Here is a 13,774-nt window from a genome sequence, read left to right as displayed (position 1 = left end):
AAATTGTAAGTTTCTCGTCATGCCGGTGATGCCTATGCATTGCTAAGGTTACGCCCGAGAAGTTTTGAAATTGAGAGGGTTTTATGAAAAAGCTAATTATCGCTGCTGCACTTGTTGTTTTCTCGGTGGCTTCGCAGGCCAACACTTTCTCCGAGAGCAAGCAGCTTCAATACACCAAGGAACACCAGACCGCAGTGGCCAAGTACGCGGAGAAAAATGGCAAGCCAATGCCAGAGATTCAGGATTACAAATATGGCATGAAGATAGACGTTGCGAAATTCGTACGTCAGTCGCAGGACCCCCGTACCTGCCAGGTCTATCCACGGTTGATGACCTTCGAGGACTCCCAGGGCACGCTCAAGACTGTTCGTTACTCGATGTATTCGCAATGCATCAACAACAAGTAGTAAACGATTTGAACAGAACAATTAGAGAATTCATAAATGCCAGGCAGTGCCTGGCATTTTTTATTACGCCCGATACCCCATAGCTTCGAAATGTTAACGCCTGGGCTCGGGCAAACCGTGCAATAGATCTTAGCCAACCAACAGAGACGGCTCCCCAACTGCAGAGGGCAATTGGAAGCCTTGACCCCAGAAGGGACGAGTTATGAAGAGTTTGCTTGAACGCCCTGATGACCAAGCCGGGCATGAAGGTCATAGCCATGAGCATGGCGGCATTTTTGGAATGAACACAGAGCTGATTTTCGCGCTGATCTGTGGTGCTCTCCTGGGTGCCGGAGCTCTCGCAGGAAAACTTGGCCTGATTGATCGTCTGCCTCTGATTCTGTACGTGTCGGCCTACGTGTTCGGTGGATGGTTCACCACTAAGGAAGCGGTTACCAACATCCGTCAGAAACGCTTCGAGATCGACTCGCTGATGCTTCTCGCCGCAGTCGGTGCCGCGAGCATCGGCGCCTGGGCGGAGGGGGCTCTGCTGCTGTTCCTGTTCAGTCTGGGGCATTCCCTTGAAAGCTACGCGATGGGGCGGGCCAAGAAAGCGATTGAGGCACTGTCCAAGCTCGCACCAGCCACCGCGATCGTACGCAGAGCAAATGGCACGGTGGAGATGCCCGTGGAGCTGCTGGTTCCCGGTGACGTTGTCATCGTGCGCCCCAATGACCGCCTGCCGGCCGATGGTTTTGTAGTCGTAGGCTCCTCAAGTATCAACCAGGCGCCAGTAACCGGTGAGAGCGTCCCCGTGGACAAGCAACCTGTTCCTGATGCCGAACTCGCACGCAGCAAGCCAGATGCAGTGGATGCAGCCTCGAAAGTCTTCGCCGGTACCATCAATGGCGAAACGCTCATCGAGGTTGAGGTAACCCGGCGCTCTACGGAGAGTACCTTGGCGCGGGTCATCAAGATGGTCAGTGAAGCCGAAGTCAGGAAGTCACCGACCCAGCGATTCACGGACCGCTTCCAACGCATATTCGTCCCGTTGGTTTTACTGCTGGTAGTCGGGCTGCTATTTGCCGGCATTTTCCTTGACGAGCCGTTCCGTGACTCGTTCTACCGGGCGATGGCCGTACTGGTTGCAGCCAGCCCCTGCGCGCTCGCGATCGCTACACCAAGCGCCATTCTCTCTGGCATCGCCAGGGCAGCCCGAGGTGGCGTGCTGATCAAGGGCGGTGCGCCACTTGAAGAGCTTGGATCATTGAATGCCATGGCATTCGACAAGACCGGTACCCTGACCGAAGGGCGCCCACGTATCACCGATGTAATACCCATAGGCGGCACGCAGATCGAGGATCTGCTAAACGTCGCCATCGCTGTGGAGTCGATGAGCGACCATCCGCTGGCTGCGGCAATTGTGCGTGACGGTGAAGAGATGATTGGCACACGGTGCCGATTCCAAGCCAAGAACATGAGCAACATGATTGGCCGCGGCGTGCGTGCTGAGCTTGATGGGCAGTTCGTCTGGATTGGCAAGGTCGAGATGTTCGGTACCAATGGTATTCCCGCACTCAGCAAGGCAGCCCTGGAGGCTGCGGAGCGTCTACGTCAGTCAGGCCGTACCACCATGGTGGTACGGCGTGCTGACAAGGATCTGGGCGCTATCGGGCTATTGGACACACCCCGGGAGGGGGCCAAAGAGGCACTCCAGAAGCTTAGAGAGATGGGCATCGAACGCATGGTCATGATTTCTGGAGACCACAACCGCGTTGCAGAGGCTGTAGCCAAACAAGTTGGCTTAGATGAAGCGTGGGGAGACCTGATGCCGGAAGACAAGGTCAAGGCCATCAAAAACCTGCGCCTTAGCGCCAAGGTGGCCATGGTGGGTGACGGCGTCAATGATGCCCCTGCCATGGCCAGTTCGAGCGTTGGTATCGCAATGGGGGCTGCTGGATCTGATGTTGCCCTGGAAACGGCTGATATCGCGCTTATGGCTGACGACATCAGGCAACTCCCATTTGCGGTGGGGCTGAGCCGTCACACGCGATCGATCATCCACCAGAATCTGTTCGTCAGCTTGGGGATTGTGGCCATCCTGGTTCCGTCCACCATCATGGGCTTGAGCATTGGTGCCGCTGTTGCGATCCATGAGGGCTCCACACTGTTGGTCGTCTTCAACGCCTTGCGCCTGTTGGCCTACCGCAGAAGCACCTGATCCCTGAGCTTCAATCATGAAGCTAAGCAGGGAAATGACCTGAAGTAGAAGTACGGGTCGTGCGCGATCAGCGCACGACCCGTACTTTTCTCTCACTCGTCGATCCCGATGCGCTTGAGGCTTTCAAGGGCCTTTCCGCACTCAGGTGAGCCATGCCGTAAGCCGCAGGCCAATGCAGCTTTGAGGCTCATGACACCGGCTACGAAACCGACTTGATTGCCGACTCCGTGTCCGTCCGCAAATCCCTGATCATACGCAATCTCGACAAGCGCATTGATCGCCGCCAGGGTGTCCTGTTTGTTTTTACTCTTTTGCATATCTACTCCGCGAGCATTCAGCTCATATCGCTCGGTTAGGTGGCGGCGCCTTCAGGTTTGGGGTGAGCGAATCCCGCTCCCATAGCCAATCCCTAACGGGGGGCTCAGCCCGCCACCGTAAGGAAAATCAGCTATTGAGAGCAGATGACTCGTTTTGGTCACCCGTGCTGCTCGCCTCACCGCATTGGCACTGAGTGGGTACATCCGGGTAGTCGCTGTGATTCTCAATGAACAGCGTTCGGCAGGTTTCGCACCCATAGATCCGGGGCAGGGATTTAAGGCCGCTCGGAAGCACGTCACTCAGAGGCTCGTTATGCCAAGGAGCCCCGTCAAGGATTCTTGAACGCAGGATGTTTCCCAGGCGCCAGGTGTCACTTTGTGCGCGCCAGGACCACATCGGCGCAGAAAGCGAATACTGGATGAAGGTCTCTTGTGACTGCCTGGATAGCGGGTACTTGGGGCGGGTCCAGCCGGAATCGATGATGCTGAACCCCATGCCCATTTCTGCGCTCGGGTGGGTCTTTTCACCAAAGAAACGGTCATGCGTCGCTGGAGCCGTCGCATGATGGTCAGTCGGTGGGAATACCCACAGATAACACTCATCCCGGTTGACCATGCTGATGAGCTCGCTTGGCCCCCGCATGGGGGAATTTGCAGCCAGGGCGAAGCGATCCTTCCACGACATTTTGGGAGGCGGCGCAATACCAGCAGCGATGGCCAACGTGGCAGTCTTGGGGACGAAGCGATCGCCTAGCTCGTTCAGATCCAGGTTCTTGCAGAGAGCCTTGAAGGCCTTTTTGCGAGTCTTCGAGCTGAAGGAGGGGTCAAGGAGCAGGCGAACCTGGTTCACGCCGATTCCCGCAGTTCGTAGCACCTCAATGACTTCTTCAGCCACACCGACTGCTTGAAGATCGGTCAATCCTAAGCACGTTTTCGCCCGCTCGACCGCCGCGTAGAGGTTGTACTGCCGTGTCTCGTTGTCACGACAGACCTGAATTGGCAGCTTGTCTTGGATGGCAACTTGCGGTGCAACGGAGCCGATGGCCGCGTGGAACAGCTGGTGGAGGTGCAGATGAGAGTACGGGCGGCCAGAAGCCGAGAACGAGGCGTGCAGCTGAGCAGCGAGAGGTTGAAGCAGCTTTTTTGCAGGCATGACTATCCCCTAATGAGCGACGTTGGGGTAGCTGCGCTTGTAGGGCCGTTAGACGCGAAGCTGGACGTCGAATCAGGTTCAATCATGAATAGGAGTCAGGTTTGATTTGCTTGCACGGCCACCATGCAAAGCCCGACGCGGCAATCACATCAGATTCGCCGAGCTTTGGCAAGAGCGGTCATCGGTAAGCGAAAGCAGGTAGGAGGAGGGCGCTCCATGCTTGATCACCTCCAGAAACAGGAAAGCCGGAAGCACGTTGAGCGCTTCCGGCTTTCTCACGTCAGACTGATGAGAGGGATCAGAAGACGTATTGCAGGCGGGTCACGATGGCATTGCCGCTGTCGTCGCCCACGGTGTTCTCGTTGTTGTCGGTGCGCACGTTGATGTAGTTGGCACTGACTTTCACCGCCTCGTTGACGTACCAGTTCACACCCACCGTGTGGCTCTTGGCCTTGCGCTCGTTCGATTGGTCCGCCGCGGTGACCAGGTTGCCGTCTTCGACCTTGATATCGTCAAAGCGGTAGAAGACTTCCCAGGCCCCCAGTTCCTTGTTCTCTGGTTTGATAGTGTCGAACTTGGCACCATCGAGCTTGTAGATACGCGGCTCGCCGGTCAGGGTGTAAGCCATCTGGGCGTAGTAACCGGAGGCCTTCATGTCGTTGTTGGCCTGGTCAGCTTTCAGCTTGCGGCGAAGGTATTCCGCTTGAACCGAGAACGGGCCGGTGGCCCAGGCACCTTCGAGACCCCAGACCGAGTCGTCCTTCCACAGGCCATCTTGTGCAGCAGCACCGCCAAACAGCATGCGGTTGCCGTTGGTGCCGGCATCGCCGCCGCCATTGGTATCTACACCGCGGACGCCCAGACGCGAACGAATCCGGGTATCGACCGCACTGTTTTTGAGGTCGCGGTAAGCGTACTGAGCACCGACGTGCAGGACGTTGCCATCACTGTGCAGCGGTGCGAACACGCCACGTACGTTGTAGCGCTTGGTGCTGTCGCCATCCGAGTTGTTATTGGTTTCGCTGAAAACGCTACCGGAAACATAAGCCATGTCAGCGATGGTGCTGGTGGCTTGAACACCCATGCCGGCGTTGTCGTTGATCCAGTCCGCCAGGTCGTACGAGAGGTTCCGCTCCATGGCGGTGGTCCACTTCGAACTGGTGGCTTTCTCAAGACCGAAGTCGGTGTAGAAACGGCCAAAGCGCAGTTGCACCGGCTTGAAACCCGTGTAGGTCAGGCTGGCTTCGTCGAAGTAGCCGTCGGAGTCGTTGCCCGTGTTGCGGGAAAGGTCGTAGTTGAGCTGATACTTCCAGTCGCGGTACAGCACGCCACCGAGCTCAAGGTAGGCGCGACGGAAGTAGCCTGCGTCAGCGGTATCGCCATTCTTGGTGAAGACACCATCGAAACGGCCGTAGTCGGCCTGAACTCGGCCGCCCAGTTTGAAACTGAATTCCTTGTCAGAAGTCGATACTTCAAGACCGCCCTTGGTCTTCAGAACGATGTCAGCTCCGTCAGTGGTTACTGTTCCGGAGAATGCTTGCGAGGAAAATGTGCCTATTATTGCGGCAGCCAACAGCTTTTCCCGCATGTTCGAAGAACGGATCATTGCTTGCCTCTCGTATGTTAAGTGCTTAGCTACCGACGTTATATTTCGCCCTGCGCCGGCCTAAATTTATCTTGCAGATGGGAGCAGGCCACGGTTGTCACCTGCTGTAACAAGATGCCTTTGTTCTAAGCACTCTGACTAGGTTGCAAGCGAATATGACAGTTGTGTTTCTGTAGTGTTAACGGAGGAGTTTCAAACCTAACAAAACTGTTACCGAACAAGCCAGTCCTTCTTATCAAAGAAGCTCTTCTTGATCAATCTTCGAATTTCCAAAACCTGCGGATTGCGGACAAGCTTCGTTTTGATAACAAGATAGACATCTTTCTCCTCCAGGTCGTCCAGGAAACCCGGCACGGGTAGGATATTTCTCTCCAGTTTTCGGCTGTAGTCGGGCAGCACTCCAATACACGCACCGCCAACGACAAGGCCTCGTGATAGGTTGTAGCTCTTGACCCGAGTGGTACCGCCCTGATGCTCAGCCATTATCGATGCCCACTTTCGTGAGCCCGCCAAGATCTCTTCATCCCAAGGGACAACGAGCATGAAGTTGTGCAAATCCAAGCTCTCCACTGGAAGGGTGACGCTTCTTGAATAGCGGCTGGAAATGAACAGGGCGTGCCCAATCCGGCCAAGCCGTTCAAACCTATACGTAGGATGGCGATCAAGCGCGCCTTTATCATCTGGGCTCACCAAAGCGATACCCACATCGACTTCACACTCAGAAAGCATCTGCGTTGTGCATTCTGAATGGATTTCCAGCTGCATTTCGGCATGATCACGCACGTAGGCGACTAGATCGCGGTTTACGATGTCGTTCAGCACTGGCTCTGTGATCGCGATGGTAAGCCTGGGGACTTCCTTTTCACCGGACTTGCCAAGGCCGTCTGGGCCGAAGAGCTGGCACAGGTAATGGCTGACCCTCTCGCCTGTGCGGGTCAGGGCAAGCTTGTTGTGTTTGTAGACAAACACAGGAGCACCAATGTGCTCTTCCAGTTTTTCCAAGCGTTTCCGAAGGCCTACCACTGGCACATTGAGGCCTCGGGCAGCCTGTTTGAAACTGGCACAACGTGCTGTTGCAAAAAACTCTACGGCCAGCTGATCATCAATTGGCAGATCATCCAATATGTCAGGACTGTAAGGAACAACGCTGCCTGAATATGTTTCATTTTGTGTAACCATTAGGTCCCCCTTAATTCGGGGAATCTATCTCAATGATGCCCAGCATTTCCTTATGCTTTCAACATTGTAATCCACAGGTCATGCATACGTTATCGGAAGCCTTTTATTTCGAAAGCGTAATTTTCAAGTAATCCCTTTGATATTGTGCCGTGCTATCGTAGTGCGCCACTTTATTTCTTGCCATATATGGATCCAGCTAATTGCGCATTTACATTTATTTCACTATTTTTTCACCTTTGCCTCCATAGGCTTTGGCAATGGACAATCAAACCAAACCTCTTATTAACTTACTGATTCGTTATCTGGGAATCGGCTTCATAGCAACGGGATTCCATTATGCGGTGTTCCTGGTGCTGGTTACGACAGAGTTCGCTACTCCGTTGCTGGCCAGTATCTGTGGCGGCATGGTTGGAGCCATTGCAAGCTTTATTGGAAATCGGGCGCTCTGTTTTGTGGCAGATGGCTCTCGTAAGTTTCAGCCTGTCAGGTTTGCACTGGTCGTGTTAGCCACAAACTTCGGCAATGGCGTGGGTATGTGGGTCCTCATCAAGTCGAATCTGTCACCTCTCATCTCCCAAATCGTAGTGACCTTAAGCCTCACTGCACTTGGATTCATTGCACATCGTTTTTGGACATTCAATCATGCAGACATTACATCGCTTTCCCGAGCGCCCTGATCCGTTGTTAACCATTGTGGTCCCTTGCTTCGAGGAAGAGGAAACCATCCCCGAGTTCCACCAGCGCATCACCCGCGTGGTGAAGCGATTATCCGTCTCCTGCGAAATCCTCTATGTCGACGACGGCAGTAAAGACCGGACGGCCGACATTCTTCGCCACTATCAGGATGGGTCATCTGTACGTTACCTGTCTCTGAGTCGCAACTTCGGCAAAGAGGCTGCACTGAGCGCCGGGATAGACCATGCCCGTGGCAGTGCGCTGATCTTCATTGATGTCGACCTGCAGGACCCACCAGAGCTCATCGCGGCCATGGTGGACTACTGGCAACGCGGCTACGACGTGGTGAACATGCAGCGTAACCTGAGAATCGGTGATTCGTGGTTTAAGCGCATGAGTGCCCGGGCATACTACTGGGTCATGCATCGCCTGGTGGAGAAGGTGGACATGCCGACCGATGTCAGTGATTTCCGATTGATTGGACCTGCTCCGCTGGCAGCACTGCGGGCGCTGGACGAGCGCTCCAGGATTCTCAAAGGCATGATTGGCTGGGTAGGCTTTCGTACCATCGAACTACCCTACAATCGTACTGTTCGCCATGCCGGAAGCACCAAGTGGAATGCAGCTGGCCTGTTCAATCTGGCCATCGAGAGTATCGTCAGCTTCTCTCGCAAACCGCTGCGCATCTTCAGCCTCATCAGTTTCGGACTTTTCGTCTCCAGCATCTGCTACATGCTTGCGTCGCTCGTGGCTGGCAGTTTCGACATCCATCACCTGCTCGTCGGAATGGCTTCATTCATGTGCGTCGGTGTCGCCATGGTGGGGGAGTACCTTGGCGTGACACTCGCGGAAGTGAAGCGCCGGCCTCTCTATTTCCTGAAGCATAGCAGCAAGGCGGATCCAGTGTCACTCCACCCTTCGATGGCTTCGATCGAGGGTAAGAAATGCTGAGCCTGAAGAACGAGAGGACGCTGTGGTGGGTCCTGGGTTCGATACTGCTATTGCGTTTGGTGGGGCTGGGCATCTACCCATTGATGGACACATCGGAGGCTCGCTACGCTGAAATGGCTCGCAAGATGGTCGAGTTGAATGACTGGATCACGCCTATGTTCGATTACGGGGTACCGTTCTGGGGCAAGCCACCGCTGTCCTTCTGGACCCAGGCCGCGAGCATGACGGTCTTCGGTGTTAACGAGTTCGCTGCGCGTTTCCCAGCGTGGCTACTGCACTTGGCAAGCTGTTTCATCATCATCAAACTCGGCACGCAGCAGATTTCTCGTAACGCCGGAATCTGGGCTGCCATTATCTTTTCCAGCACCACCCTTGGCCTGGTCTCCAGCGGTGTTGTGCTGACTGACCCTGTTTTGTCGTTCTCGATTCTGCTGGCCAGCTACGGTTTCTGGCGTTGGATGAAGTGCGCCAGCAAGGCGGATGCCTACCTGATGTTCGCAGGTCTCGGGCTGGGCTTGCTTGCCAAAGGGCCGCTGACCCTGGTGCTTATGGGGGCGCCGGCATTCGCCTGGTTCGTTATCTACAAGGAATGGGGACGGGTACTGAAGCTTCCCTGGATCAGCGGCCTTGTGCTTATGTTCGGTATATCCGTGCCTTGGTATGTCGCGGCCGAGATGAAAACGCCCGGCTTCATGGAGTACTTCTTCGTTGGTGAGCACTGGAGCCGCTACGTCGTCAGTAACTGGGCGGGCGACCTGTATGGCAGTGCTCATGCAAAGCCATATGGCACCATCTGGATCCAGCTCGGATTGTCGCTCCTTCCATGGGCCTTGTTCCTACCACTGCTGATCCGCAAGCGTGGATCGATGCAGCGCTTCGAAGCCTACCTATGGCTCTGGGCCTTGGCGACACCGGTCTTCTTCACATTCGCTGGCAACATTCTGTGGACCTACCTGCTACCTGCACTGCCAGCTTGGGCATTGCTGCTGTCCGCACGGATCAGCGAAGTTGGCCCGAAGACCACCTGGGCTTCCGCTGCGAGCGCTTTAGTGTTGCCAATCATCGGTGCGGGCATCATCTACGCCGGAGTACTAGAAGAGCGACCACAGAATCAGCGAGATGTGGTTCAAGCGTGGCTGAATGTGCAGACCGCTCACTCTGCTCCCCTGATCTATCCTGGCCGCCGCTCATACTCATCGGAGTTTTACAGCAGCGGGAAGTCCGAGAACATCAAGGATCCTGCCCAGTGGCCGCAGGATGGCTCGTTCTATCTGTCCAGACGCTTGCGAGACAGCAAGGATGGTCTGCCCGCTGATCTGGCTTGCACCCCGATCACCGAAGCGAACGCCAGCCAGCTCCTGCTTTGCCATTGGAAACGTACCGTACAAGGTGCCGAGGGGCTGGCTGGAGAAAGCAATGCGGGAACGCCTCGCAAGAACGAAGGCTAAATTCCATGCACAAAAAAGCCAGGTTTTTACCCTGGCTTTTTTGTCGATTACTTTCGTCATTTGAAGTCCTATATAACCGCCGATTAATTGTCGGTTTGCTCCTTACCATCCTTGCTTTCTTTCTTTTTCTCTTGAGCGACTTGTTGTTTGTTCTGGTCCGAAGAGTCATCGCTCCATAGGCGAGCCTGTTCGGTTCGGAAGTTCTCGTTGAACTGTTTCGCTCGCTCGAAGCCGCCTTCAGCGTAAGCGGTACCCATGAGACCCAGCAGCAGGCTGCCAATAGCGATAGATTTGACAAATTTCATTTTGAACCTCGGTTCATACTAGACCTGCCTGATTAGCGGCCTTTGTTGGTTTGTAGTTTAGGAGCGCGAAGCTAACGACAAGGTGAGTCAATAATTACAATTCCGTAATTTTGGCAGCGGATAGGGTGCGTTAAATCTTAAAATCTGGAAGGATCATGTCTATCTCAACACTGTCGAGGGCGACTAAGAACCTTCTCTAAAATTACAATTTTGATATCTAGCGCGTTAATTCCGCGCGGCGTTGTTGGCCGCCCTAGGAGATAGCCATGAATGATATAGAACCCTGGGCAATTGCTATCAGTGACTTTCGCCGCTGCACTGAAAAACTCACTGTCCAACTCGATGAGCTGACCTCGCAAACGCTCACCTCAAGCGCTGTTCTGGAGAGGTCGAACGAACTGGTGGAGCAGGTGGACGCTGTCGGCCGGCAGATTCAGGAGGAGGTGCGAAAGGCAGAGAAGGCTTGGTCGAATGCGGAAGAGGTTGCCTTGCGCGCCGCTGCAGCAGCGTATTCAGCCGCATGCCGCGGAGTTGACACCGCCATCCAGCCACTGATCTCGGAGCTTACAGTAGCTACAAAGGCCGCGGACGCCTCTATGCAGGAGCTCAAGCGTGCACCGGTGCTGGCCAAGCGTTATGTGATGGTGGTCGCCACGGCGTTCTTCATCCTGGCGCTGATCTGTGTCTACTCGACCATGCGCCTGATCGATGCCGCCGGCAGCGTAAGTGCCCAAGAGAAAGTGAATGCTCAGTACTTCTCCCACCTGTGGAAGAACGCCAGTCCTGACGAACAGAAGATTATTAAGTCAGTGATTCTGCGGTCGCCCATGGACACTGTGGTCCTCCGGCACTGATGCATTGAGGCAAACTAAAAGGCCCGTCGATTGACGGGCCTAATCATGTCTGCGCGGTTTAAGCGGCGTTCATTGCCGGCTGCAGTTGCTGGGCTGCGGGAAAGTGAAGGTGGAACCAGGTGAAGTTTTCTTCGGTCACCTCGACGCTCGCCGACCCCTGGTGCAGGCTCATGATCGACTGAACGATGGCCAAGCCAAGACCGGTACCGCCTTCGCTCCGTGCTCGGCTCTTGTCCACACGGTAGAACCGCTCAAACAAGTGCGCGTGGTGTTCCTTGGCAATACCGCGGCCGGGGTTGCCGACACTCAACGTCGTACCGCTCGCACTATGCTGCACCTTCACGAAGACCGTGCGGCCGCGAGGGCAGTATCGGATCGCATTTGACACGAGGTTCGAGACGGCTCGTTGAACCATCAGACGGTTCCCGCGCACCACGTCATCACTGCCGGAGATCTGCAGCTGAATCTCGCCTTCTTCTGCTGAAATGCTGAAGAGATCGCACACTCGCTGAACCTCGTCGACCAAGGAGACGGATTCGAACTCCACCATTGATGCTGGATGACTGACCTGGGCCAAGAACAGCATGTCGGAAACCATGCGGCTCATGCGGTCCAGCTCTTCTGTGCACGACTCCAGAACCTCCCGGTACTCGGAAAGCGATCGTTCTCTGGTCAAGGCAACCTGGGCCTTGCCCATCAGGTTGGAAAGCGGTGCTCGAAGTTCGTGAGCAAGGTCGTCAGAAAACTGCGAGAGCTGCTGAACCCCATCATCCAGGCGAGCCAGCATGATGTTGATGCCGTCGGCGAGCATTTTGAGTTCTGCCGGCATCCCATCAGTTGGAAGGCGATGGTCGAGGCTCTCGGTTGAGATTTTCGAGGCGATCTTGAGGAACTTGGTCAGTGGTAGCAGGCCTCTGCGCACAGTCCACCAGCCAATGGCCAAGATCAGTGCGAGGATGACGGGGGACATCATCAAGGCCCAGGTCAGCAACGCATCGAGCAGCGCCTCACTGGATGACTGGTCCATGGTCATATAGACGCTGACCTCTGTTCCATCGCCCAAACGCATGATTCGAGAAGCACTCAGCAGAGGACGGTCCTGCGTATCACGCCATTCGTGCTCTTTGGGCTGGGCCGCCGGCTGAAACTTGTGCACCTCCAGATTGACCTGTTTCGAGCCAATCGAGAGCAGGGGAGTCTGATTCTGTGAGGTATCGAATATGCTCACATACAGGTTGTTGTGGCCCATGACCAAATCGACAAGCTGATGCGCATCCGCGTTGACGCCGGAGATGTCCGGGATGGTGGACAGGTTGTGAGCCATCCCCGCCATCTTTACTTCCAGGTCTGCTCTGGCATTTCTTTCCAGAGCCTTGCCTACCATCAGATAGCCAAAGGTGGCGAACAGAAGCAGCAACGCTGCGCTCATCAACCCAACTTTTAACCCCAGCTTTGCAGCCAGGCTGAATGGCCTCATGCGCGTTCCTCAAAAACGTACCCAACGCCACGAAGCGTGTGAATGAGCTTGGTTTCAAACGGGTCATCGATCTTCGAGCGCAAGCGCCGGATGGCTACATCGATGACATTGGTGTCGCAATCGAAATTCATATCCCAGACCAACGAGATGATCTGAGAGCGAGTCAGCGCTTCGCCCGTTCGGCTCATGAGCAGGTGCAGAAGCGCAAATTCCTTGGTGGTGAGATCGATGCGTGTGCCACCGCGGAAGACGCGATGGCGGACGGAGTCGAGTTCCAGATCGGCAATTTTCAGCGAGCTCTTCTCGACTAACTCATCACCACGGCGTTGCAGCGAACGGATGCGAGCAAGCAGCTCAGGGAATTCGAATGGCTTCACAAGGTAGTCATCCGCGCCGCCGTCCAAGCCCTTGAGCTTGTCATTGATGCGTCCGCGGGCGGTCAGCATGATGATGCGGACCCGGCTGGTCTTACGGATGGTTTCCAGCAGGTCCCAGCCGTCGATACCCGGGAGGTTCACGTCCAGGAGGACCAACGAATAGACATTAGTGTTGAACAAGTGCAGAGCATCTACACCGTTGTGCACGATATCTACGACATACCCGCTTTCGGATAGGCCCTGCTGAAGATATTCGGCAGTTTTAATTTCGTCTTCCACAACTAGAACGCGCATAACTTATCTCAAGGTGTGAGGAAGGAGTTGGCCTAATCCGCCAAGATTATGGTTGCAGGCTGTTCGAAAGTTTGGCTGAGGGTATGGCATGTGGTAGTCGCTACCTCTGTCCATACGCCGGGTCACCTGAGGACGCTTGAATCTTAACGCGAAGAAGCTGGCCGCGGCGAAATCCTACAAATTTGTAATGTAGCCGCAAGATTTCTGACAGTCATGCAGGCTCCACCCCTAAGCATAGCGGATTCTGGGGCCTGCGGCGGTGTATGACAGATTCGCCTGGCAGGTGGAATCGGCCAGGACAGGCAGCATTTCGGTCGTTAGCTTGCAAGGACTGGTACTGGCCTTGGATCGAGGGCGCCACGCAGGCAGACCCCATGCACGGCCGCAAACCGCAGCGCCTTTCTGCAAATTAGTTCACGTGGCGGCTCGATATTCTCTCGAATAATTATCTTACAATCTATTACATGTCCAAATTGTAATTGCACGATCATCTTGGTGTTAGCCTCCTTTGCTAGTTTAAGGGCAGCGGAA

Annotated in this window: 13 protein-coding genes; 6 read left to right on the top strand and 7 right to left on the bottom strand. The window is 55.1% G+C overall.

Annotated features, from left to right (window positions below):
- Positions 1 to 83: 83 nt before the first annotated feature.
- Together BLX42_RS24725 and BLX42_RS24720 are read left to right on the top strand one after the other, a co-directional pair.
- Entirely contained in the window at positions 84 to 407 is a 324-nt protein-coding gene (locus BLX42_RS24725) for a DUF2790 domain-containing protein (RefSeq protein WP_003253432.1), read from the top strand.
- A gap of 202 nt (positions 408 to 609) precedes the next feature.
- A complete protein-coding gene (locus tag BLX42_RS24720; RefSeq protein WP_041476521.1) occupies positions 610 to 2,607 on the top strand; it encodes a heavy metal translocating P-type ATPase in 1,998 nt (665 codons plus the stop codon).
- Between the two features lie 92 nt (positions 2,608 to 2,699).
- Here BLX42_RS24720 and BLX42_RS24715 read toward each other — a convergent pair whose 3' ends face one another.
- The 4 genes from BLX42_RS24715 to BLX42_RS24700 all read right to left on the bottom strand — a co-directional run bounded on the left by BLX42_RS24715 (position 2,700) and on the right by BLX42_RS24700 (position 6,862).
- Positions 2,700 to 2,924, bottom strand: coding sequence for a hypothetical protein (locus BLX42_RS24715; RefSeq protein WP_010951451.1), 225 nt, complete (start codon positions 2,922 to 2,924; stop codon positions 2,700 to 2,702).
- Positions 2,925 to 3,051: 127 nt separating this feature from the next.
- The gene (locus tag BLX42_RS24710) at positions 3,052 to 4,077 is read right to left on the bottom strand and encodes a hypothetical protein (RefSeq protein WP_010951450.1); all 1,026 of its coding nucleotides are present in this window, start codon (positions 4,075 to 4,077) and stop codon (positions 3,052 to 3,054) included.
- A 298-nt stretch (positions 4,078 to 4,375) separates the two neighbouring features.
- On the bottom strand, positions 4,376 to 5,683 hold the full coding sequence (locus BLX42_RS24705) for an OprO/OprP family phosphate-selective porin (protein WP_009395904.1): 1,308 nt from the start codon (positions 5,681 to 5,683) through the stop codon (positions 4,376 to 4,378).
- Between the two features lie 210 nt (positions 5,684 to 5,893).
- Complete coding sequence (locus tag BLX42_RS24700; protein ID WP_161872855.1) at positions 5,894 to 6,862, bottom strand: LysR family transcriptional regulator; 969 nt, start codon at positions 6,860 to 6,862, stop codon at positions 5,894 to 5,896.
- 257 nt (positions 6,863 to 7,119) lie between these two features.
- Here BLX42_RS24700 and BLX42_RS24695 point away from each other — a divergent pair, with 257 nt between their 5' ends.
- From BLX42_RS24695 to BLX42_RS24685, 3 genes are read left to right on the top strand one after another with little or no spacing between them, the layout of a single operon-like run.
- Positions 7,120 to 7,539, top strand: a complete 420-nt coding sequence (locus BLX42_RS24695) for a GtrA family protein (RefSeq protein ID WP_004576006.1) — start codon at positions 7,120 to 7,122, stop codon at positions 7,537 to 7,539.
- Positions 7,505 to 8,488, top strand: a complete 984-nt coding sequence (locus BLX42_RS24690; protein WP_024718166.1) for a glycosyltransferase family 2 protein — start codon at positions 7,505 to 7,507, stop codon at positions 8,486 to 8,488. The genes BLX42_RS24695 and BLX42_RS24690 overlap by 35 nt, the downstream gene beginning before the upstream one ends.
- Positions 8,482 to 9,936 (top strand): glycosyltransferase family 39 protein, encoded by a 1,455-nt coding sequence (locus tag BLX42_RS24685; RefSeq protein ID WP_004576008.1) that lies wholly within the window; start codon positions 8,482 to 8,484, stop codon positions 9,934 to 9,936. Before BLX42_RS24690 ends, BLX42_RS24685 begins: the two co-directional genes overlap by 7 nt.
- Positions 9,937 to 10,019: 83 nt before the next feature.
- On the opposite strand, the gene BLX42_RS24680 is transcribed toward BLX42_RS24685, so the two are convergent.
- Positions 10,020 to 10,241, bottom strand: coding sequence for a hypothetical protein (locus tag BLX42_RS24680; RefSeq protein WP_161872854.1), 222 nt, complete (start codon positions 10,239 to 10,241; stop codon positions 10,020 to 10,022).
- Positions 10,242 to 10,507: 266 nt separating this feature from the next.
- Here BLX42_RS24680 and BLX42_RS24675 point away from each other — a divergent pair, with 266 nt between their 5' ends.
- Positions 10,508 to 11,095: a hypothetical protein gene (locus tag BLX42_RS24675; RefSeq protein WP_004576009.1), complete on the top strand. Its 588-nt coding sequence runs from the start codon at positions 10,508 to 10,510 to the stop codon at positions 11,093 to 11,095.
- Positions 11,096 to 11,153: 58 nt separating this feature from the next.
- On the opposite strand, the gene BLX42_RS24670 is transcribed toward BLX42_RS24675, so the two are convergent.
- Positions 11,154 to 12,572, bottom strand: coding sequence for a heavy metal sensor histidine kinase (locus BLX42_RS24670; RefSeq protein ID WP_161872853.1), 1,419 nt, complete (start codon positions 12,570 to 12,572; stop codon positions 11,154 to 11,156).
- A complete protein-coding gene (locus tag BLX42_RS24665; protein WP_003253457.1) occupies positions 12,569 to 13,243 on the bottom strand; it encodes a heavy metal response regulator transcription factor in 675 nt (224 codons plus the stop codon). The genes BLX42_RS24670 and BLX42_RS24665 overlap by 4 nt, the downstream gene beginning before the upstream one ends.
- Between the last annotated feature and the right edge of the window lie 531 nt (positions 13,244 to 13,774).

The organism is Pseudomonas sp. SG-MS2 (genome assembly GCF_009933855.1).
GTDB lineage: Bacteria > Pseudomonadota > Gammaproteobacteria > Pseudomonadales > Pseudomonadaceae > Aquipseudomonas > Aquipseudomonas putida_E.
This window is presented reverse-complemented; position numbering and strand designations above follow the sequence as displayed.